This is a genomic window from Lewinellaceae bacterium (genome assembly GCA_020636105.1).
Classification (GTDB): domain Bacteria; phylum Bacteroidota; class Bacteroidia; order Chitinophagales; family Saprospiraceae; genus BCD1.
The window spans coordinates 2,859,958-2,883,871 of the sequence record JACJYL010000001.1 but is presented as its reverse complement, the minus strand read 5'-3'; the positions used below and the strand labels follow the sequence as shown (position 1 = coordinate 2,883,871).

At 44.0% G+C, this 23,914-nt stretch carries 10 protein-coding genes; 4 read left to right on the top strand and 6 right to left on the bottom strand.

The genetic code is table 11. The features are described 5' to 3' along the window. The first annotated feature begins 377 nt into the window (after positions 1–377). On the top strand, positions 378–2,765 hold the full coding sequence (locus tag H6571_10790; protein ID MCB9324210.1) for a penicillin acylase family protein: 2,388 nt from the start codon (positions 378–380) through the stop codon (positions 2,763–2,765). 114 nt (positions 2,766–2,879) lie between these two features. Beyond that, complete coding sequence (locus H6571_10785) at positions 2,880–3,491, top strand: TIGR04282 family arsenosugar biosynthesis glycosyltransferase (protein ID MCB9324209.1); 612 nt, start codon at positions 2,880–2,882, stop codon at positions 3,489–3,491. Positions 3,492–3,646: 155 nt separating this feature from the next. On the opposite strand, the gene H6571_10780 is transcribed toward H6571_10785, so the two are convergent. The 4 genes from H6571_10780 to H6571_10765 form a co-directional block, all read right to left on the bottom strand. Then, positions 3,647–5,590, bottom strand: a complete 1,944-nt coding sequence (locus H6571_10780) for a T9SS type A sorting domain-containing protein (GenBank protein ID MCB9324208.1) — start codon at positions 5,588–5,590, stop codon at positions 3,647–3,649. Positions 5,591–5,881: 291 nt separating this feature from the next. After that, entirely contained in the window at positions 5,882–10,759 is a 4,878-nt protein-coding gene (locus tag H6571_10775; protein ID MCB9324207.1) for a T9SS type A sorting domain-containing protein, read from the bottom strand. A 93-nt stretch (positions 10,760–10,852) separates the two neighbouring features. Next, positions 10,853–12,799: a gliding motility-associated C-terminal domain-containing protein gene (locus H6571_10770; GenBank protein MCB9324206.1), complete on the bottom strand. Its 1,947-nt coding sequence runs from the start codon at positions 12,797–12,799 to the stop codon at positions 10,853–10,855. Between the two features lie 98 nt (positions 12,800–12,897). Next, the gene (locus H6571_10765; protein MCB9324205.1) at positions 12,898–14,580 is read right to left on the bottom strand and encodes a T9SS type A sorting domain-containing protein; all 1,683 of its coding nucleotides are present in this window, start codon (positions 14,578–14,580) and stop codon (positions 12,898–12,900) included. Between the two features lie 189 nt (positions 14,581–14,769). Between H6571_10765 and H6571_10760 the strand changes: the two genes are divergently transcribed. Beyond that, the gene (locus tag H6571_10760; GenBank protein MCB9324204.1) at positions 14,770–16,221 is read left to right on the top strand and encodes a hypothetical protein; all 1,452 of its coding nucleotides are present in this window, start codon (positions 14,770–14,772) and stop codon (positions 16,219–16,221) included. A gap of 61 nt (positions 16,222–16,282) precedes the next feature. On the opposite strand, the gene H6571_10755 is transcribed toward H6571_10760, so the two are convergent. Both H6571_10755 and H6571_10750 read right to left on the bottom strand, forming a co-directional pair. Then, complete coding sequence (locus tag H6571_10755) at positions 16,283–18,085, bottom strand: excinuclease ABC subunit C (GenBank protein ID MCB9324203.1); 1,803 nt, start codon at positions 18,083–18,085, stop codon at positions 16,283–16,285. 207 nt (positions 18,086–18,292) lie between these two features. Next, positions 18,293–21,022, bottom strand: a complete 2,730-nt coding sequence (locus tag H6571_10750; protein MCB9324202.1) for a DNA gyrase/topoisomerase IV subunit A — start codon at positions 21,020–21,022, stop codon at positions 18,293–18,295. Between the two features lie 160 nt (positions 21,023–21,182). Here H6571_10750 and H6571_10745 point away from each other — a divergent pair, with 160 nt between their 5' ends. Further along, on the top strand, positions 21,183–23,852 hold the full coding sequence (locus H6571_10745; GenBank protein MCB9324201.1) for a carbohydrate binding family 9 domain-containing protein: 2,670 nt from the start codon (positions 21,183–21,185) through the stop codon (positions 23,850–23,852). Positions 23,853–23,914: the final 62 nt, after the last annotated feature.

Here is a 23,914-nt window from a genome sequence, read left to right as displayed (position 1 = left end):
GAACCACTACCACATGAAGACAGCTTTGTGGTTTTGATAAAAATAAATTGACATATTTGTCTCCGCTTCAACCCGACTAAAGAGGAGTCCCCCCTCAAATATGACAAAAGCGTTGCTTTGTGGTAGATGGTCAGTTGAACAAGACTAAAACAAATTGAATCGGCTTGCAAATGCTTCTTAGGGTTGCCCATTCATTTAAGAGACTTTCACGCCTCAGTCAACAGAGTAAGCTCAGTTGTATCCTTCATGAAAAAAGAATATATTTACCATTCGAGGCGCACACAAGGCATATAGTTTATGGCTTCCAAACATCAACCACAACAATATACTATTGACAGATAAAGGTGTGTCTTGTCACAGAAAAAATATTAATACACATGAAAATTTTAAAACGGTTCTTACTTGCTATTCTGGTTCTCCTTGTTGTAGCCGTGGCAGTAGTTTTTGTTTACCTCAATAAACAGGCACCGCAATATGAAGGCAGCCTGGTGGCTGAAGGGATCAGCGCCGAAACGGAGGTGTTATTTGATGAATTCGGTATCCCTCATATTTATGCCGAAAATGCAGAGGATGCCTATTTTGCACTCGGTTATGTACATGCCCAGGAACGACTGTTTCAGATGGAACTCATTAAGCGGTTGATCTCGGGCAGGATGGCTGAACTTTTAGGGCCCGATCTTGTCAAAACGGACAAATACTTTCTGACCCTGGGCGTCAGGGAGGAAGCCAAACGCATGGCAGCCCTGGCCTTTCCTGCACGGGAAACCGCTATGCAAAAAGAAGGGTTTGCCTATATCGACGGGATTAACCATTTCATCAATACCGGGACCATGCCTCTTGAATTCCAACTGTTGGGCATCAAAAAGGAGCCTTACACCATGGAAGACATGTATTCCACCGTTATTTATATGGCGATGGCTTTTACGAACGGGTTTAAAATTGATTTGGTTTTGGAAGAAATAGAAAAAGTTTATGGCCAGGAATACCTCAAAGACTGGTTTATGAACTATGCTTCCTATCATCAGCCGACCATGACCCAAGACTCCGCGGGATTGCCGGACAATGCGTTGTCCCTGAAAGGATCTTTTCCCGATCTGTATCTCCCCGTGTGGGAAGGCAGTAATGCCTGGGTGGTCAGTTCTTCAAAATCGAAATCAGGCCAGGTGATCACGGCCAATGATACGCATATCGCCTTTTCCCAGCCTTCAGTCTGGTATGAAGCCCATCTCGAATACCCGGGATTTAGTTTTTATGGCAGTTACCTGGCCGGCGTACCTTTTGCCGCCATCGGCCACAGCAGGGATATTTCCTGGGGGATGACGATCTTTCCGATGGATATCAGTGATCTTTACCTGGAAAAATCCAATCCTGAAAACCCTGATGAAGTGTGGGTTGATGACCATTGGCAAGCCGTAGAAAAAATACAAAAAGTGATCAAAGTCAAAGGGGCTGCCGATGTGGAATGTACGGTGAAGAAAACCCGCCACGGCCCCATTATGAATGAGGTGATGGAAGGGATGGGGGAAGCTCCCGTCAGCTTTTGGTGGTCATTGTTTGAATTGCCCAACAACTCGGTGAAGGCGTTTTACGATATGGGACATGCCAGGAATATCGATGAGGCCCGCGCCGCCGCCGCTACCAATGACATTCTCGGACTCAACGTAGTTTACGGGGATAAAGACGGCAACATTGCCTTATGGTCGTCAGGAAAAATTCCGAAACGCCCCGCTCATGTCAACCCGGCCCAATTCCTCGATGGCGCCAGCGGGGCCGATGAGTTACTGGGGTATTATGATTTTTCGGAAAATCCGCAAAGTGAAAATCCTGAATCGGGTTTCCTGGTTTCTGCCAATAACGAACCCAAACCGGTAAACGGGATCATTTATCCAGGGTATTACCTGCCTAACGGACGGGTTGACCGGATCACGAAATTGCTTTCTTCCAAAAACGACTGGACTATTGAGGAAATGAAAAATATTCATGCAGATTATACCTCGGCCATCCATGCGGATAATGCGATGAAAATAGTGGACCTGCTCAAAAATAGTGATTTGACGGAGGACGAAATGACCCTGCTTAACCTGATGGACGGCTGGAGCGGTGAACATGGCGCGGAGAGCAAGGCGGCTATTGTGTACAATAAATTCATTTATTTTATGACCCTTGAGTGTATGGCCGATGAACTCAGTTCCTTAGCTTTTGAAGAAGTATTAAAATCTTATTCCTACAGAAACAGTATTCCGAATTTCATCAACAACCCGGCTTCCCCCTGGTGGGACAATGTGTCTACGTCTGATGTCCGTGAAAGCCAGCAAGACATTTTTAAGTTAGCCTTTGAAGAAACGGCGGCCAATTTGTATGCCGGCCTGGGCAGGGACCTTAGTAAATGGAGATGGGCGGATGTCAATATCCTGACGCATGTGCATCCCATCGGCCGGAAAAAGCCTTTTGACAAAATCTTTAACGTCGGGCCTTTTCCTACAGCAGGAGGAAACGGGGTGCCCAACAAACAGGAGCATGTCCTTTCCGCCGATGACCAATACAAAGTTCAAAGCGGTCCGGCCCTGCGTATCCTGCTCGACTTTGCGGACGTGGATCATTCCCTCAATATCAATCCCACCGGACAATCAGGCAACATTATGAGTGACCATTATGATGACCAGGCCGAAATGTATGTGAACGTGCAATACCATACCCAGAAAATGAACCGGCAGGAGATTGAAAAAAATGCTCAGCAGCTGGTTTTTAAACCGAAAGAACATTAGTTTAAACGCAAGGAGCGCAATGGGAGGCGCAAAGTACGAAAAGTAATCATTGCCTTTGCGCCTCCTTAGCGAACATTGCGGTTAAATACCTACCATTCTCCAGAACTTATGATTATGCCAATTATCCCTTCCTCACTTGAAGCACTCATCATTTTTATCCGAAACCCGGAACTCGGCAAAGTGAAAACACGCCTGGCCGGTTCGGTAGGCGATGAAAAGGCGCTGGAGATTTATAAAGCTTTGCTAAAACATACTCGTGAAACGGTGCTTGAATTGAAAGTGGATCGTCTGCTTTTTTATGCGGATGTCGTGAATCGGGGGGATGAGTGGAACAACAACCTGTTTTTGAAAATGGCTCAGGTCGGAGATGAATTAGGTGACCGAATGTTTCACGCTTTTCTCACTGCCCTCGAAACCCACGAAAAAGCAGTCCTCGTAGGCAGTGATATTCCTCAAATCAATGCACAAATTATTGAAGAAGCTTTCCAGCAATTGGACAACCATCCTTTCGTGATCGGCCCGGCCCTGGACGGAGGATATTACCTGCTCGGCATGCGAAGCCCTGCACATGAATTATTTGATAACATGGAATGGAGTACTCCCCATGTTTTTGACCAAACGGTTGAACGTATAAAGAGAATGGAAAAATCCTGGCACGAACTCCCGGTACTTTCTGATGTGGATTACCTGGAAGATTGGGAAAAATACGGGTGGCTGCTGCCATAAAAAAACTGCCTGGAAATTGTTGCACAGGCAGTTCATTGTAAAGAAGGGGACAATGTAAATTTGATCGCTCATTAAGGAAGAAGAACCTGGACATCATTTCTAACTGACACCCTGGCTCTTCGTTCCCATTATGAGACTTCTTTTCGATGAATGGTTTATTGTTTATGGACGCGTTTGACCGCTATGCCCTCGTTGGTCTGGATGATCAAAATCAATAAACCTGCAGGGAAACTTTCCAGGTTGATTTGAATAAGACCCTCAAAACCTGAGGGCTCCAGGGTTTTAAGCATTTTCCCTGAAGGGTCCATGATCCGGATTTTCTCCGTGATAATTGAATTTCCATCATATTCGATGTTCACCTGTTGGCCGGCAGGATTGGGGTAAACCAAAAACTGTTGTGATAAAGCCGTTTCATTGACCCCAACCATGAGGTCCATGCCGTCGCAATCTTCATCTATGTCATTATTCGGAATTTCTGTTGCGTTCGGATTGATATAGGCATTGGTATCATCACAATCGTCGGCCAAAATGAAGCCGTCTCCATCGAGGTCATCGTCCGGGGTGGTTGCGTCACAATCATCATCAAGCCCGTTATAGGGTATTTCTGTTGCGCCAGGGTTGACAGCTGCATTCATGTCGTCACAGTCTTTGTCAGAATCATACCCGTCCATGTCGAGGTCGATCACCTGGGCTATGCCGTCACAATCCTCATCAATGTCATTATTGGGAATTTCTTCTGCTCCGGGATTTATGGCAAATACAAGGTCGTTGCAATCCACATCAATGCCATAACCATCCTCATCCTGATCAATAAAATTGCCATACCTGGCGACGACCATGTCATTTCCTCCGTCGGCTGCATGTTGACCTGCCAGAACAACTTTGCCATCTGGCTGAATGACGATGTCATTGGCTGTTGCTCCAATTGTGCCCGGTATCGGTGTTAATACATAACCTGTTTCTCCCCAGGAAGGATCGATAACTCCGTTTTCTTCAAACCTTACCGATAAGAGTGCCCCTGGAGGGCCGCCCGTGAAAATAGAACCACCGCTGTTTCCCGCGACCATTATTTTACCATCTACCTGCTCTATAATTGAGTTGGCATAATTGTAGTCTTCAGCGCTGAAGTATGATACGCCATCTATACCAAAATCGGCGATGGGAACCCCACCCTGGTCAAAAGCCAGCACGACAAGATTGGTTCCATTTATAGCGGAGCTATTTCCTGTAATCAGGATGTTTCCGTTGGAATGAACGATCATACCGTTAGCAGTGCCTTCGAACGGGGCCAGCATTTCACCATTTGTGGCGAAAGTTGAATCCAGGGCACTGCCGTCTTCCAGGATTTTGTAAAGAGAAATACGGTCAGCGCCAAAAGGGGCGGATCTTCCACAGGCGAGAATGCCGCCATCCTCGGCAAAAGCGACGTCATGGATGTGATTAAAGGTTTGATTGTCATTCCAGATGAAAATGCCGTTTTCGGCAAAAGTTGAATCCAGGGATCCATTGGAGTTAAATCTGGCGACGAAATTTCGGGCGGCATAAAACCCGGGAGGATAGCTGTAACCTCCCGCAATAATCTGACCTTCCTCATTGACTACAAAACTGCGAATATAATCCTCACTGGCATCAACAGGCTGGATGGAAATGCCATTGGTGCCAAATGACGGATCGGGAGAGCCATCCGCATTGAGCTTTATCAATAACAAGTCCGGGTTGGCAGCACTGGTGCCATGGGCCCCCGCTCCCAATATTTTTCCGTCTTCCAATACCTGGATGTGATAAGCCAGATCCGTGGCTACCGGATTTATATAATGGTAAATCCCATTGTCAGCGAAGGTACTATCAATGGTGCCGTCACTATTAAGCCGAACGATGGCAATATCAAAATTGGGCACACCAGGATAATCTTCTGATAAAATGACCACCATTTTACCGTCTTCCTGCAAGGCAATTCCCTGGGGCACATCATGGCTTCCATTAAGGTCAACGTTAAAAATCCCGCCATCAGCAAAGGAAGGGTCAAGGATTCCAGCCTGAGCTATAATTAACCGGCTGGCAAAAAGGAATAAAATGACAAGTGTAAATGATTTGTACATAACTTTTAAATTACTGCTCGGCCAAAGGGAACAGAGCATGGTGCTGTGAAAATAATGAGCTTTTCGTTTTGGTTCAATACGGATTAAATTTGAAGCGTATATTGGCTGATAATAAATGGGGAATATTTAATGCCGGGTAACAAAAGTTTACAGTAAAACGGCTAAATCCGGCTTCCGTTAATCGATGGTTTAATCTTTTTTTGAATAATGAACACTGATTAACGAAAAAAAGAAGCCATGCCGAATTTTGTCCGTTCTGACAAAATCCGGCATGAGCTCTTATTCAATAATTTACATTTTTATAATGGAAGTTTTTAAACTTTCTCCCTTAACTGTTAAGTCAAGCATATAAGTTCCGGGAATTAGTTTTGACATATCCAGTTTAATCATCTCCGTTTCCGGAAAATCTTGAGTAAACATCAGCTGTCCATTAATGTTAAAGACACGTACCTTAACATCACTTACCATTTTCTCGAAATCGATTGTTAACTCATCCTGAACCGGATTTGGATAAAAAGACAGATCGCCGGCATTTAAAGAGGTTGTTCCATTAACCATTACGGTAATGCATTCAGAAGTAGAAGAACAATTACCATCCGTAACGACTACTGCATAGTCTCCGGTTACTGTTGGAGTAAAAGAGGCATTGGTCTCTCCTTCGATTTCCGTTCCATCACACAAAGTCCATTGGTAGGTCAATCCGGTTGCATTGGCCGTTAAGGTTCCATCCACTTGTGTAACTGAATTGTCAACGGTAATAGGCACCATGTCCCCTAAGGAAACAACATTGCCTTGTGGATTTCCCTGATTGTCATTAGGCTGGCAATCGACGACGACCTGGCCGGTTTGACTAACGAAACAATCTTTGCTTACGGTATAATTATACGTTCCGTAAGGCAGGTTCTCAACAACATAACTACCCAGGATATCTAGCCCTGTGATAGAAGTCTGCTCGGAAGTTTCCGTATTGGTCACGGTAATAGTACAATCCGGCTCATTGAAGAAATTACCGACAAAGAAGAAAACATTGTTGGTTGTATTAGGTACCATGTCCCCTAAGAAAACAACATTGCCTTGTGGATTTCCCTGATTGTCATTAGGCTGGCAATCGACGACGACCTGGCCGGTTTGACTAACGAAACAATCTTTGCTTACGGTATAATTATACGTACCATAAGGCAAATTCTCTACAACATAACTACCCAGGATATCTAGTCCTGTGATAGAGGTCTGTTCGAAAGTTTCCGTATTGGTAACGGTAATGGTGCAATCAGGCTCATTGAAGAAATTACCGACAAAGAAGAAAACATTGTTGGTTGTATTAGGAACCATGTCCCCTAAGAAAACGGTATTGCCTAATTGGTTGCCTTCGCCGTCATTAGGTTGGCAATCCACCACCACTTGACCGGTTTGACTAACGAAACAATCTTTGCTTACGGTATAATTATACGTTCCGTAAGGCAGGTTCTCTACAACATAACTACCCAGGATATCTAGCCCAGTGATAGAGGTCTGTTCGAAAGTTTCCGTATTGGTAACGGTAATGGTGCAATCAGGCTCCTGGAAGAAATTGCCCACAAAGAAGAAAACATTGTTGGTTGTATTAGGCACCATATCCCCTAAGAAAACGGCATTGCCTAATTGGTTGCCTTCGCCGTCATTAGGTTGGCAATCCACCACCACTTGACCGGTTTGACTAACGAAACAATCTTTGCTTACGGTATAATTATACGTTCCGTAAGGCAGGTTCTCTACAACATAACTACCCAGGATATCTAATCCCGTGATAGAGGTCTGTTCGAAAGTTTCCGTATTGGTAACGGTAATGGTGCAATCAGGTTCCTGGAAGAAATTGCCCACAAAGAAGAAAACATTGTTGGTTGTGTTCGGCACCATATCTCCTAAGAAAACGGCATTGCCTAATTGGTTGCCTTCGCCGTCATTAGGTTGGCAATCCACCACTACTTGACCGGTTTGACTAACGAAACAATCTTTACTTACTGTATAGTTATAAGTACCATAAGGCAGATTTTCAACAATGTAATCACCGAGGATATTTTGTCCTGTGATAGAAGTCTGCTCGAAAGTTTCCGTATTGGTAACCGTAATGGTGCAATCAGGTTCCTGGAAGAAATTGCCTACAAAGAAGAAAACATTGTTAGTAGTAGTGGGTCCCAATTCTACCACCTGACTCACGAAGTCAGGGTTGCCATCAACATCTACAGCACAATCTACAATAGTAATACCCGTAACAGTTACGTTACAGTCTTTAGAAACTGAATAGTGATAATTACCATATGGAAGGTCGGCAAACAAGTTGTAACCGCTGGAAATAATTGTTTGATCAACAGTAAAATCATCATTCCATACACGGATCGATGCACCATTAATACCAAAACCTAAACCACCTGGAGGCAATACATAGAACACTAAACTGTTAATAGTGCTTGGAGTAGTAATAAGCGTCAATTCTACCACCTGACTGTTGTATTCAGGGTTGCCATCAACATCTATAGCACAATCTACCGTAGTGGTTCCAGTAACAGTTGCGTAACAGTCTTTGGTAACTGAATAGTTATAGGTGCCAAAAGGAAGGTCTGGGAACAAGTTGTAATCACTTGAAGTAATCGTTTGGTCAACAGTTAAATCATCGTTCCATACACGAATAGATGCATTGTTAATAGCAATATCAAAACCACCTATAGGTAATATCTGGAATAGAAGGCCATTGGTTGTTTGATTAAGACCAAATTCAGCAACCAGGGCGTCAATATCACCGGGAGTACACTCTACGGTAGTCGTTCCTGTAACCGTTTGTTTACAATTTTTAGAAAGGGTATAGTTGTAAGTACCGTAAGGGACATTTGAAAAAACAGTAAACCCACCGGTAACCAGTGTTTCGTCATAAGACAGATCATCATTGTATAGACGCACGGTTACGCCTGTTGGAGGAAAACCAAACCCACCCGGAGGAACTAAATTGATAAACAAATCATTGGTTGTTTGATTCACGCCAAATTCAGCCACCAGGGCGTCAATATCACCGGGAGTACACTCTACAGTAGTCGTACCGGTTACCGTTTGTTTACAATCCTGGGAAAGGGTATAGTTGTAAGTACCGTAAGGGACATCAGTAAATACAGTAAACCCACCGGTAACCAGTGTTTGGTCGTAAGACAGATCATCATTGTATAGACGCACGGTTACGCCTGATGGAGGAAAACCAAAACCACCCGGAGGAACTAAATTGATGAACAAATCATTGGTTGTTTGATTGATACCAAATTCAGCAACCAGGGCGTCAATATCACCGGGAGTACACTCTACAGTAGTCGTACCGGTTACCGTTTGTTTACAATCCTGGGAAAGGGTATAGTTGTAAGTACCGTAAGGGACATTTGAAAAAACAGTAAACCCACCGGTAACCAGTGTTTCGTCATAAGACAGATCATCATTGTATAGACGCACGGTTACGCCTGATGGAGGAAAACCAAAGCCACCCGGAGGAACTAAATTGATGAACAAATCATTGGTTGTTTGATTGATACCAAATTCAGCCACCAGGGCGTCAATATCACCCGGGGTACACTCTACAGTAGTCGTACCTTCAACAGTTTCTTTACAATCCTGAGAGAGGGTATAGTTGTAAGTACCGTAAGGGACATTTGAAAAAACAGTAAATCCACCGGTAACCAGTGTTTCGTCATAAGACAGATCATCATTGTATAGACGCACGGTTACGCCTGTTGGAGGAAAACCAAACCCACCCGGAGGAACTAAATTGATGAACAAATCATTGGTTGTTTGATTGATACCAAATTCAGCCACCAGGGCGTCAATATCACCGGGAGTACACTCTACAGTAGTCGTACCGGTTACCGTTTGTTTACAATCCTGAGAAAGGGTATAGTTGTAAGTACCGTAAGGGACATCAGTAAATACAGTAAATCCACCGGTAACCAGTGTTTCGTCATAAGACAGATCATCATTGTATAGACGCACGGTTACGCCTGATGGAGGAAAACCAAAACCACCCGGAGGAACTAAATTGATGAACAAATCATTGGTTGTTTGATTCACGCCAAATTCAGCCACCAGGGCGTCAATATCACCCGGGGTACACTCTACAGTAGTCGTACCTTCAACAGTTTCTTTACAATCCTGAGAAAGGGTATAGTTGTAAGTACCGTAAGGGACATCAGTAAATACAGTAAACCCACCGGTAACCAGTGTTTCGTCATAAGACAGATCATCATTGTATAGACGCACGGTTACGCCTGTTGGAGGAAAACCAAACCCACCCGGAGGAACTAAATTGATAAACAAATCATTGGTTGTTTGATTCACGCCAAATTCAGCCACCAGGGCGTCAATATCACCGGGCGTACACTCAACAGTAGTCGTACCTTCAACAGTTTCTTTACAATCCTGGGAAAGCGTGTAGTTATAGGTGCCGTAAGGCACATTTGAAAAAACAGTAAACCCACCGGTAACCAGTGTTTCGTCATAAGACAGATCATCATTGTATAGACGCACGGTTACGCCTGATGGAGGAAAACCAAAACCACCCGGAGGAACTAAATTGATGAACAAATCATTGGTTGTTTGATTCACGCCAAATTCAGCCACCAGGGCGTCAATATCACCGGGAGTACACTCTACAGTAGTCGTACCGGTTACCGTTTGTTTACAATCCTGGGAAAGGGTATAGTTGTAAGTACCGTAAGGCACATTTGAAAAAACAGTAAACCCACCGGTAACCAGTGTTTCATCATAAGACAGATCATCATTGTATAGACGCACGGTTACGCCTGATGGAGGAAAACCAAACCCACCCGGAGGGAGTAAATTAATGAACAAATCATTGGAGGTACTTAATGACAGTACTGTGGTATCTGAATTATCAGCACCCGCAATAGTTATAACACCAGCACCAGCCACATAACAATCTGCAGTAACAGTATACGCGTAATCTCCGTCGGCTAATCCGGCAAAAATGGCATCTCCGCTATCGTCAGTAAGAACGATTGTTGTGTTTAGCGTTACAGAAGCACCTACTATAGCGGTAGCTGCATCATCTTGTACGTGCACAGTTGCCGTTTGCCCGATCAACGCGGCCGACGAAAACATGCCCAGAAGCATTAGTGAAAAAAGTAGAAATAGTCTCATAATTTTAAAAAATTTGTTGATTGATAATAATTTTTGTTTTAGGTAGTGTTTAAGAATGATGGCGTTTTTGTGCAAGTGTTAAAACACCCCTGGCTATCTGATTACCATTACATCTCCCCGCTGAACGCCGGAAAAAGAGGCTTCTGGTGTTAGTCCAAGGTATTCATATTCAATGGAATAGGTGTAAACCCCGGTTTCAGCTTTTTCACCGTTTGGCAGATCACCATCCCATGAGGTATTTTTATCATTGCTTTGAAAAACCATACCACCCCACCGGTTGAATATGGTCATTTTGTAATCTTTTAAAGGGCCCACCGTGAATACTTCAAATAAATCGTGGATGCCATCGTCGTTAGGAGAAAAAACATTGGGCACATAAAAATTGACAATGCTGTTAACCGTTACATTGCGTGAAATGGAATCCCTGCAGCCGTTCGAAGAAGTAACCAGCAACTGGACCTCATAAATTCCCGGCATAACAAATGCAGTATTGGCATTATTTTTATCGCTGGTGGTTCCATTGCCAAAATCCCATAACCATTCCGACAGAAGGCCTGTTGAAGCATCAAAAAAGTGAACTTCAGGGCTCAGGTTAGAAGGATGCGCAGGGGAATAGGTAAAATCGGCTACGGGGGGGGCCGAAACCTCAATGAGGCCCGGTATGGTTTGGCTGCTTTTACAGTTTTCAGAATATACGACCTCCAGGCTTACGTCAAAATTTCCTGACTCAGGGTAAACGGTCGATGTTGCCAATAATTCATTACTCATGGCACCGTTTCCAAAATCCCAGGTATAAGCAATACCCGAAACAGCACTTAAATCATTAAACTGAACTTCGAGGGGCGGGCAACCTTCCAGGACATCTGCCTCAAAATCGATCACAGGAGGAGGAGAAACTTCAACATGCATGGTAAAGTTTTCGCTACAGTCATCGGCTGAATCATAGATGATGTAATGATCGCCAATCCCTGCCAAAACAGGATCAAAAAGCCCCTGGTTTTCATCAATTATGCCTGGTCCGCTCCAGGAGCCGCTGGTTATGGTTGGGTCGAGGATAACCGGATCCGCGCCATCGCAAATAGAAACACCCATGAAATTGACCAGCTGGTCTCCAACAACGGTTACTACAATAGAATCTCTTACCGAGCATAAAGTGCTATCCTGTGTCTGCACATAAAAAGTCGTCGTATGTTCCGGGTTTACTGTTCGGGAAATGGCATTACTCTGATTGTCTTCCCAGAGGACCGGAAAATTAGAAATTGCTTCAAGGGTCACACTCTCCCCCATGCAAATTGAAATATCATCGGAGAGGGCAAGCTGTGGATCAATTCTTTCGACGATGACCTCGTCAATCCAGACATAGGGTCCCAAAAGGTAGTCGCTGTTGTAGATAATATTGGAAGAAGTGGCATAATCCCCCATAAAACCGATATAGGCAAATTCAAAAGCCTCACTGGCCTGGTAGTCAAATTCGACTTTCACCCAATCACTGCCATCGATAATTTGTTCGCAAGCTACCCAATGGTCAGACATAGCGGCAAAGTTGGTGAGGTTGGGGTTGAAAAAAGGAATTTGAGTATGATTGAAGAACATCCCCCACTGGTTGGTTGCCAGCAATTTATCCGGATGGTCTTTTTTGTTTTGGATCCAAAAAGAAATCTTATAACAGCCGCCCGCAACCATGGGCTCAATTAATTGAGTACCAGCCCATTCCCTTGAGCCATCAGGGCCATTGCCTTTCCAGCATCCTAAAACACCCTGGCCTTCATAGGGGAAACCACAATTGGTATTTCCTTCTCCCAGCGGGCAATCTTCCAGGCCGGTAAGATTTGACCCGTTGAACATAGGATCCTGGTTATGATAATCAGCTGTTCCATTGGCTTCGTACCAATCATAAAGACCGGAAAGGGAACCCGGAGACCATCCGAATGATCCGTCCCAGTTTTCAAAACCGGGATCGGCAATAAGGTTTTGTCCTTTTGTTATGCCGGATGCAGCAAGTACAATGGTTAAAAAAAGTACATATTTTTGAGCTAACATAATGTAAACGTTTTAGGTATACCTATCATTGGAAAATACCGGACTGCACAATCTTTAACAGGATTGTTTGCAGCCCGGATAAAAGCACCTTAAATAGTTTAAATTTTTACCACACGTTTTCCGAAAATTCCGGCATTCGTATGAAAAGTTAATACCCATAAGCCCTTAGGGAAGTCGGAAAGGTCAATGGTAATATTATTATTAGCGGAGATCTCGGTAATATTTTCGACTTTTTTACCTTGATAGTCATAGATTTCAATAAACTCGATGGTAAACGAAGCTTGGTCAAAATCAATATTAACGGTATTGTTGGTTGGATTAGGATAAACGTTGAATTGTTGAGCCAAAGCAGTTTCATGGAGGCCCACCATTAAATCCATGCCGTCACAATCTTCATCGATTTCATTATTGGGAATTTCTTCTGCTCCGGGGTTGATGGCAAAAACATTGTCATTACAGTCCTCCTCCAATCCATAACCATCCATGTCAGCGTCGATGAAATTTCCGTATCTTATGACCATCATGTCGTTGCCCTGGTCATTTGCCCATGCTCCGGCAAGCACTACTTTCCCGTCTGCCTGTAACGCAACATCCAGCGCCCTGGATCCTATTCCCGTTGACATTGCCGTCGTCACATAACCTGTTCCGCCCCAGGAAGTATCCAGGTTGCCCATGGCATCCATTCTGACGGAGAAAAAACCTCCGGGAGGGAGCGAAAGGAAGGCGCCTCCTGATGAACCTACGGCTATTACTTTTCCGTCGGGTTGTTCTATTAAGGCACTGGCATAATCATTGATGTTCGCATCAATGATAAAAATGCCATCCTGCCCAAAATCTAAATTAGGAGAACCATCCTGTCGGTAGGCCAAAACCAGGAGGTCGCTACCATTGACATTGGTGTTGTTGCCTGCGATAAGTATGTTGCCATTAGAATGGATAATAATGCCGTAAGCCTTGCCTTGAAAAGGAGCCAGCAATTCTCCATTGGTGGCAAAAGTGGAATCCAGAGCACTGCCATCTTCCAAAATTTTATAAATGGAAAGACGATCGGTTCCTGCCGGGGCACTCATGCCACAGGCCAGGATATCCCCCTCTTCTGTGACGGCTACATCTAGTATGTCGTTATGAGTCATATTATCGTTCCAGAGGAACACGCCGTTATCCGCAAAGGTAGAGTCCAGGCTGCCATTGGCATTAAACCGGCAAACGACATTTCTTTGGTAGTTGTAACCGGGCAGGTAACTGATGCCTCCTGCAATGATTTTTCCCTCGGCCGTTAAAGAAAAGCAGAACGCATAATCCTCACTGGTCCCGATGGGTTGGATTACAATACCGTTGTTGCCAAAGGTCTCGTCCGGCGTCCCGTCGGGATTTAATTTGATCAGGAGCATTTCCGGGTTGGCATTGCTGGTTCCATGCGCCCCTGAAGCCAGAATTTTTCCATCGTCCAGTACCTGGATGCCATAGCCCAGATCAGTGGCTGCGGGATTGATGTAGTGGTAAATGCCATTTTCTGCGAAGGTGGAATCAATGGATCCGTCCTGGTTGAGGCGAACAATGGCAACGTCGAAATTAAAAACAGTTGGATAATCCAGGGATAGCATAAAAACCATTTTACCATCTTCCTGGATGGCCATACCGTTTGGGACGTCATGTTGCCCGTTTATATCCCAGGCGAAAATTCCATTATCGGCAAAAGAAGGATCCAGTTCGCCTGATTGGGCCAACAGGGCTCCTGAAAAAAACAGGAGCAAGTTGAATAAGGTGCTTAAATTTTTCATAAAGTGCTTTTATTAAAAATCAGACTCTGCTGATTAACTGCGAGTAAAATTGGGGATTAAAAAAAATCAAAATTTGTACTTTTTATTTAATTTTTGGATTAAAAATCAAAATGTAAAAATCTTTATCAATTGATAATGAATTAATTATATTTGTATAATCTATTTTTTTTGGAGTAAAAAATTACCGATTTGATAAAAAATACGAAGCTAGTGGAGTGCCTGAAGGCATTAAATTCCAAAGAATTGCGAAATTTTGGAGATTTCGTACATTCTCCGTTTTTTAATAAGCATAAGGAAACGATGGTTCTTTTTGATTTTTTCTATCAAAAACAAGGGAGTTGGGATACCATCACAAAAACAGAAATTTATGCCGTTGTTTTTTCTGACGATCGTTACCAGGAAGGAAAAGTAAATGACTTGATGTCTTATTTAATGGTTCTGTTGAACAAGTATTTGGGACAGATGGCTTATGAAAAGAGTGGTTATGAATCCTTTTTTATGGTGGAAGGGGCTATGGAGCGAAATATGCGGAGGCTTTTTCAGATTAATTCAAAGAAAGAAAGGAAAAAAATCGAGAAGAGTTCTGAGAAAGACGATGCCTATTACCTGAAGCTATCAGAAATAGACCGTTTAAATGATTATAATATTTCAACTATTGATAAGAGGCATTCTCCTGTTTTTCTGGAAAACTCGGAACGGGCGCTTGAAATATGGTTTATTCTCAGAAAGCTTAGGTCCGCCTGTGATATGTTAAATCGTAAAATGATCTATGATTATGATTACGATTTAGGCATATTAAACCATTTATTGACTTACCTTAAAGAAAGATGGGATTACTTCGGAGAAATTCTTTTGATCCGAATTTATTATGAAATATTGACGGCTTTTTTGACGCCACAGGAACCGGAACATTTTTTTAAATTAGTTGACCTGATTGAAAAGGATAGGGATAAATGTAATCAAAGCGATACGCTGTTGATGTTCGATCTTGCCATAAATCTGGGGATTAATTTAATCAACATGGATGAAAAAATGTATGGTGAAACTACATTTAAACTCTATCTGTTGGCGATGGAGGACGGTTTTCATCTGGATAATCAGGAAATCCATCACATGTGGTTTAAAAACATCATCACCCTGGCTTGTAAATTAAAATATTTTGAATGGGCGAAGGATTTTATGGATACAAATCGGGGGTTTTTGAGTCCTGAAATAAGAAATAATGCCTACAATTTTAACCTTGGCCAATTATATTACTACCAGCAAAATTATAATGAAGCCCTTGAGTTATTGAATAAGGTGAACTTTGAAAATGTCTTTTACCAGATGAATGCAAAAATCATGCAGATTAAAATCTTTTTTAATTTAAAGGAGTACGGGGTGCTTTTGTCTTTTTTGGAAAGTTTCAGGTTATACCTTATTCGCATTAAAAAGGTGTCTTCTTCCCGCATCAAAATGACCCAAAATTTTGTGAAATATACACGGAAGTTTGTCTTTTTGCTCAAATCAGCACCATTACATAAAAGGAAAAACTTTCAAAAAAAATTACAAAAACTGAAGGAGGAATTGCTGGAGACGCAATCTCCAATACTTACTAAAGAATGGCTGATGGAAAATTTAGACAAGGCTATTACAGGGTAGTTTTTTGTTCCTTCCAAACAGAAACAGCCCTGGAAATCCATCAAAAAATGATTGAATCAGATCAAGGCTGATTGGACCAATCCACAATTTTCTTCGCCGTGGCCATGCCCACTTCTTTAGCGATTTCGCTCAAAGTGGCGGCTTTAAGTTTTTTGACCGAACCAAAATGGCTCAGCAGTTTATCGGCGGTCTTTTGGCCGATGCCCGGAATACCCGTGAGTTCGGTGGTGAGGAATCCTTTGGAGCGTTGGTTGCGGTGAAAGGTGATGGCGAATCGGTGGGCCTCGTTCCGGGCATGCTGGATGACTTTGAGGGATTCCGATTTTTTATTGATATACAACGGGATGGAATCGCCGGGAAAGAAAATCTCTTCCAGTCGCTTGGCGATGCCAACGACCGTCATTTTGCCTTCCAGCCCCAGTTTTTTGATGCTATTCATGGAGGCGCTCAACTGCCCTTTGCCCCCGTCAATAATGACAAGTTGTGGAAGGGATTGTTCTTCTTTCAGTAAACGGCTGTAGCGTCGGTAAATGACCTCTTCCATGCTGGCAAAATCGTTGGGGCCTTCGACGGTTTTTATGTTAAAATGACGGTAATCCTTTTTGGAAGGCTTCCCGTTTTTGAAAACCACGCAGGAGGAGACGGGAAAGGAGCCATGAAAATTAGAGTTATCAAAACACTCGATGTGCAGGGGCAGGGCTTCCATCTGCAGGTCGGATTGAATGGTTTTCAGGATTCTTTCGGTACTGGTTTGTTTACGGGTTTGGGTGACTTCCTGTTTTTGTTTTTGCAATAGGTAGTATTTCACATTTTTGGTGGAGAGGTCGAGCAATTGTTTTTTGTCGCCCCGCTGGGGAATAGTCACCTTTATGTCTTTATCCGGCAGAGAAACTTTAAAGGGTACAATGACCTCATCACAAAAACTGTTGAAGCGTTCCCGAAGGGTGGGAATGGTATATTCCAGCAGGTCGCGTTCGTCTTCGTTCAGGTTTTTATCCATCTCCTGGGTATGGGCCTGAATGATGGCGCCGTTGACGACTTTCATGTAATTGACAAAGGCTTCCTTTTCATTGGAAGCGATCGAAAATACGTCCACATCTTTGATGTTGATGCTCACTACGGTAGATTTTCCCTGGTAATCCTGGAAAGCGGAAAGTTTCTCCTTGATCTGTTGGGCTTTTTCGAATTCGAGGTTATGAGCATGTTTCTCCATTTCCGATTGAAAGTGGCTGATCACCTCCTTAAAATGCCCCTTGAGCATATTTTTGATCTGGTCGATTTTGACGTTGTATTCCTCCTCGCTTTCCAGTCCTACGCAAGGACCCATACAGTTTTTAATGTGGTACTCCAGGCAAACCTTGAATTTTTCTTCCCAGATATTCTTTTCAGAAAGATTGAAGGTACACGTGCGCAGGGGGAACAATTGCTTGATGAGGTCGAGGATAATCTTTAACCGGGTGCGGGAAGTGTAGGGGCCGAAATAGGTGGATCCGTCCCTGATGACTTTGCGGGTGATGAAAAGCCTGGGAAAACGCTCATTTTTGATGCAGATGTAAGAATAACCCTTGGCATCTTTCAACATTACGTTATACCGGGGCTGGAATTTTTTGATCAGGGTATTTTCCAGCAGCAGGGCATCGGCTTCCGTTTCAACAATGGTATATTCAATATGATCGGCATGCCTGACCAGGTTGCGGGTTTTGAACGCCCGATCCTGTCGCTCGCCAAAATAGGAAGCCAGCCTGTTTTTAAGATTTTTGGCTTTCCCGACATACAGGATCACCCCCGTTTCATCGATGAAACGATAAACCCCCGGCTGTTTGGGCAGGGTATCGGCGATGTTTTTGTAGTCGGTGGTGGTCAATGGTGTTGGAATTTTACGTTTTTTAATGAGACATAAAAAACTTCATAGTTTTAAATCAATAATCCTTGTTCATTATTCTGTTCAGAATAACCAACAAGGATTAACGATTTTGGTTTGCGTAAGGAAATTTTAACGATGCCTTGATGATTTTAAATTCAAGTTACCCTTTAAAATTTCGCCTGAATTTTAGTCAAAACAAAAAGTCTTTTAAAACAACTTCCCCTGCCCGTCTTCTTCTACATCAAAATCGATGGTATCACCAGGGTGCAATTTTTGATCCGGCGGAGATTTTGGCTTTGGAGCCGGCTCAGGTGTTTCCTGTTCGGCTATGGTTTGTTCCGGGAATTCTTCCTCTACTGAAGGCACAGGTTTTTTATCCTTACGCTTGAATTCCGGCTTAAACTCGGGAGAAATATCCTTTACGGTGATCAATTTGAATTCCGTGAGCTTATTCCCCAATGCTTTCCATCCCTTGACCTCCATGAAAGAAACAAAATCGAGTTCTGCTTCATGTTTCTGGTTTTTGGATTTATAGGCATAGGAAACTTTGGCTTCCGGATTGGTGCTGGCAAAATACAATTTAGTGCCCTTTTCTTCGGAAAGAAAATTGTACCGTTGGTTGTGTTTACTGGTTTCGATGACAAAACGTTTCACCATGGTCCAGCCTTTGCCTCCTTCGTGGTAAATGACATTGACAGGGAGGTCCGGGTCAAATTTGGAAATTTCCTGGAGGTCATTGGTGTCGAATTTTTTATTCACTTCCAGGTCGGTCACTTCGTAGGAACCATCTTTGTAAAGGGCGAGCAATTGTTCCCCGGTATCAAATTCGCCGAGGTACAAACCACGCTCTTCTGTATTGATGCGGCCACTTACCTCATCCATCCAAACCTTAAGTGCGCCAAGGGTGGACTTTCCGGCTTCCTTAAGACTTATTTTACGGACCGGGTAGCGGGTCAGTATATTTCCGGCAGATCCTCGTCCTTTGATATCCATGGTGCCGAAGTCAAAATCGAAAGCCTTCTTTCGGGCAGTGCTGGCCTGGGTTAATTGTACCGTAATGACTTCTGCCTCTCCATTAGGGTTGGCGGAAAAATACAGGGTTTTGGAATTTTTAGTTCCCTTGGTCAGGTCGTATTCCCGGTCACGGGTGATGGCGTTTACATTGAAACGTTTGGCCATGGCCCGTCCGGTCTTTCCATCCAGGTAAACCATGTTGTAAGTGGTTCGTTCGTCTCCTTTTTTCCATACATCCACATGGATGATGTCTTTGCCGACAAAAACTTTATCGGCAATCCGGGAAACCTGGAATTTGCCGTCCTTGCGAAAAACAATGATATCATCAATGTCTGAACAATCGCAAATGAATTCGTCTTTTTTCATTCCGTGTCCGATGAACCCTTCTTCGAAGTTGGCATACAACTTGGAGTTGTTCACCACCACCTGGGTAGGTTTGATGGCGTCAAAGGAGGTGATCTCCGTACGGCGTTCTCTTCCTTTTCCGAATTGTTCCAGCAGGTTTTCAAAAAAGGCGATGGTATATTCCGTCAGGGTGGCCAGATGATGTTTGACTTTTTCGAGCGCTTCCTCAAGTTTGGCGATCAGTTCGTCGGCTTTGAAAGAGTTGAATTTGGATATCCGTTTGATCCTGATCTCCGTCAGGCGAACGATATCGTCCTGGGTTACGTCTCTCAATAAACGGATGCGTGGATCATTGGCCTGGGGTGGGTCAGATGGAGTGACTACATATTTTTTCAATTCCTGATCGATGGTATCGATCACGGCTTCCCAGGTTTCACATTCTTCGATCTCGCGGTAAACGCGCTTTTCGATAAATATCTTTTCGAGGCTGGCAAAATGAAGTTTTTCCTCCAGTTCATTTTTCTCGATCTCGAGTTCCCTGCGCAGTAATTCCTTGGTGTTGAAGGTGGAGACCCGAAGAATATCCTCCACGGAAACGAAATGCGGTTTATTATCGATGACGATACAGGCATTCGGAGCAATAGAAGCTTCACAAAGCGTGAAAGCATAAAGCGCGTCGATGGTTACATCAGGAGAAATACCCGGTGCGAGTTCGATCAGGATTTCCACATCCTGGGCCGTATTATCCGTTACCTTTTTGATCTTGATTTTGCCTTTTTCGTTGGCCTTGATGATGCTGTCGATGAGGCCCCCTGTTGTGATGCCGTAAGGCAGATCACGGATGGCGATCAGGTGCTTTTCAACGATTTCCATCCGGGCCCTCACTTTCACCCTTCCCCCCCGTTTTCCACTATTGTAATCCTCCACATCAATCATGCCCCCTGTTTGGAAATCAGGGTAGATTTTTACCCGTTTGTCCTGCAAAATTTTGATGGAGGCCTTGATGAGCTCAATAAAATTATGCGGCAATATTTTTGTGGACAATCCGACGGCGATGCCTTCCACGCCTTGCGAAAGGAGCAAAGGGAATTTCATCGGCAATGTTACCGGTTCTTTTTTCCGTCCGTCATAGGAAAGCTGCCACTCTGTCGTTTGTGGATTAAAAGCGACGGCCAGGGCGAATTTGGTCAGACGGGCCTCGATGTAACGAGCGGCAGCCGCCCGGTCGCCGGTACGGGTATCGCCCCAGTTCCCCTGGCAATCGATCAAGAGGTCTTTTTGTCCCAGGTTCACCAATGCATCCCCGATAGCGGCATCCCCGTGCGGGTGATACTGCATGGTGTTCCCGATAATATTGGCCACTTTGTGGAAACGCCCGTCATCCTTCTCCTTCATCGCATGGAGGATCCGGCGCTGAACAGGCTTCAGTCCATCTTCAACGTAAGGTACGGCTCGTTCCAGGATTACATAAGAGGCGTAATCCAGGAAGTAATCTTCATACATTCCCTTAAGAGAAATGATCTTTTCCTGGCCATTTCCGTTTCCGTCGTTTTCATTTAAATCGTTCTGCTCGTTCATCTTTCCTGAATTTGAAAAATACAGAGCAAAAATAATAAAAATGTGCAACTTTATATAAACTTTTTGTTTTTAAATTAAACATTTTTTGTTTTAAATTAAAATATTAATTTTGCGGTAGCCTCATCATCTATTGATTATTCACCCGGCAAAATTATTACTTATGAAATCCGTCAGGACCATAACCCTAACAGTATTTATTCTTCTTTCATTTTCCCTTTTTTCGCAAAGCCCCCATCCCGGTTTTACGCCTTCGACCGAAAAAAGAAGCTACACCACTAAAAAAGTGGAAGGCGAATCACCAAAAATTGATGGGATCATGGATGAGGCAGTCTGGCAATCGGTGGAGTGGTCTTCAGGCTTTACTCAAAGCCAGCCTTATGATGGGGTGGAACCGACCAGCGAAACTTCTTTTAAAATACTTTACGACGATAAAAACCTGTACATCGGTTACCGGTGTCATGATGACGAACCGGAAAAGATCGTCAAAAGGATGTCGCGCCGCGATGGCTTTGACGGGGATTGGGTGGAGATCAATATTGACAGCTACCATGATTTAAGGACGGCTTTTTCTTTTACCGCTTCCGTTTCAGGGGTGAAAGGAGATGAATTTGTTTCCAACGACGGCAATGACTGGGATACGAGCTGGAATCCCATCTGGCACCTCAAGACCAGCGTGGACAGCAGTGGCTGGGTGGCCGAGGTGGCGATCCCTTTGTCGCAGTTACGTTTTTCAAGGGAGGAAGAGCAAATTTGGGGCATTCAGTTGACCCGGCGTGATTTTCGGAATGAAAGCCGCTCCATCTGGCAATACCTGCCTCAGAATTCGGGTCGGTGGGTCAGTGCTTTTGGAGAACTTAATGGGCTTTCCAATATAAAACCTAAAAGACAGCTCGAAATTCAGCCCTATGTGCTCGGACAGTTTGAAACTTTTGAAAAAGAGGAAGGCAATCCTTTTGCTACGGGTACCGGCAAAAAAATGTCAGCCGGCCTCGACGGTAAACTGGGTATTACCAATGACCTTACCCTTGACTTTACCATCAATCCCGATTTCGGACAGGTGGAAGCCGACCCCTCGGCCATCAGGCTCGATGGTTTCCAGATTTTCTTCTCCGAAAGGCGTCCGTTTTTTATTGAAAACAGAAATTTATTCGATTACAATATTTCCAATGCTGATGCCGGGGGCAACTTTAATACCGACAACCTTTTTTATTCCCGTAGAATCGGGGCGGCACCGCACCGCAGGGTTTATAATAACCCGGGAGAAAACCTGTTTGTCGATCAACCCGATTTTACCACCATCCTCGGGGCAGCCAAATTCAGCGGCAAGACCAAAAACGGTCTTTCAATAGGTTTACTGGAATCCATCACCGCGAAAGAAAAGGCCCTGATCGACCAGGGCGGGGTGGAAAGTCATGAAGTGATTGAGCCTTTTACCAATTATGTAGTAGCCCGTTTGCAGCAGGATTTCAATGACGGAAATTCGGCGATAGGAGGAATTTTTACCGGAGTACAGCGTAATATTGAAACGGAAGCACTCGACTTTTTGCACTCCGATGCTTATTCCGGAGGGCTTGACTTTTTTCATAACTGGGACAACAGGAACTGGCGACTGACCGGAAGATTTGTACTCAGCAGGGTGGCGGGTTCTAAAACAGCCATTTCAGGCACCCAACGCGCTTTTGAGCATAATTTCCAACGCCCTGATGCCGATTACATCGAATTTGACCCTGAAGCCACTCACCTGACGGGCAACGGCGGAGATCTGAATATCGGTAAATATGCCAGTAAATTAAAATTTCAAACGGGATTGACCTGGCGGTCTCCTGGACTGGAACTCAATGACATTGGTTTTCAATACAATGCCGACGAGATCAACCATTATTTCTGGTTGGGTTATAACGAAACTGATCCGAAAGGAATTTTCAGATCCTGGCGTGCCAATTACACCCACGGAGCCAGTTGGGATTTTGGCGGCAATCCCTTGCACCAGTCCTTTAACCTGAGTGGACAGGCGGAATTTAAAAATTTCTGGGGCATCAATGCTGGGTTCAACAAGGAGTTTCTTGACAATTCCAACAACTGGTTGCGGGGAGGTCCGACTTTCCGAAAACCCATCGGTATCGGCGCCAATTTTAGGGTGTATTCCAATGCCCGCAAAAAGGTGATTTTCAATATGAATCTTAATTTTGGTCATGCCTTTGAAGTTAAAACGAGGTACCGCGGGGTGGGCCTGAATGCTACCGTCGTGGCATCAGATGCCTTTAATTTTACCATTGGCCCCTCCCTCTCAAGGTCCCGCCGGGAAGATATTTATGTTACTACCATCACCGAGGATGACAAAACGACTTATGTGCTGTCTTCCATCAATCAGCCCACCATTAGCATGACGCTGAGGCTCAACTATAATATTACGCCGGACCTGACGATTCAATATTACGGGCAGCCGTTTATTTCGAAAGGAAATTATTCCGTGTTTAAGAAAGTGTTGAGTCCTTTGGCACGGCATCGCGAAGATCGTTTTGTGGATTATACAGAAGCCCAGATCAAATACGATGAAGCCAATGGCGTGTATAATGTTGATGAAAATACAGACGGGACAACAGATTATTCCTTTAGAAACCCCGATTTCAATTTCATGCAATTCAGATCCAACCTCGTGGCTCGCTGGGAATACACTCCGGGCTCGGAGTTGTTCCTGGTATGGACACAAGGGGTGACCAATTCCGATGATCCGACCAAAGATCTGTTCACCAGCCTGGCCGAAAACCTGTTTGATCGCAAGATCCACAATACTTTTTTGGTTAAGGCGACCTATCGGTTTCTGAATTGATGCCGTAATATTCCAATAACGATAAAAAAAGGGAGCATTACCGCCCGGTAATGCTCCCTTTT

Coding starts and splice junctions, on each gene's coding strand:
- H6571_10790 (MCB9324210.1), top strand. CDS start 378: ATGAAAATTTTAAAACGGTTCTTACTTGCTATTCTGGTTCTCCTTGTT.
- H6571_10765 (MCB9324205.1), bottom strand. CDS start 14,580: ATGAAAAATTTAAGCACCTTATTCAACTTGCTCCTGTTTTTTTCAGGA.
- H6571_10780 (MCB9324208.1), bottom strand. CDS start 5,590: ATGTACAAATCATTTACACTTGTCATTTTATTCCTTTTTGCCAGCCGG.
- H6571_10785 (MCB9324209.1), top strand. CDS start 2,880: ATGCCAATTATCCCTTCCTCACTTGAAGCACTCATCATTTTTATCCGA.
- H6571_10745 (MCB9324201.1), top strand. CDS start 21,183: ATGAAATCCGTCAGGACCATAACCCTAACAGTATTTATTCTTCTTTCA.
- H6571_10775 (MCB9324207.1), bottom strand. CDS start 10,759: ATGAGACTATTTCTACTTTTTTCACTAATGCTTCTGGGCATGTTTTCG.
- H6571_10750 (MCB9324202.1), bottom strand. CDS start 21,022: ATGAACGAGCAGAACGATTTAAATGAAAACGACGGAAACGGAAATGGC.
- H6571_10770 (MCB9324206.1), bottom strand. CDS start 12,799: ATGTTAGCTCAAAAATATGTACTTTTTTTAACCATTGTACTTGCTGCA.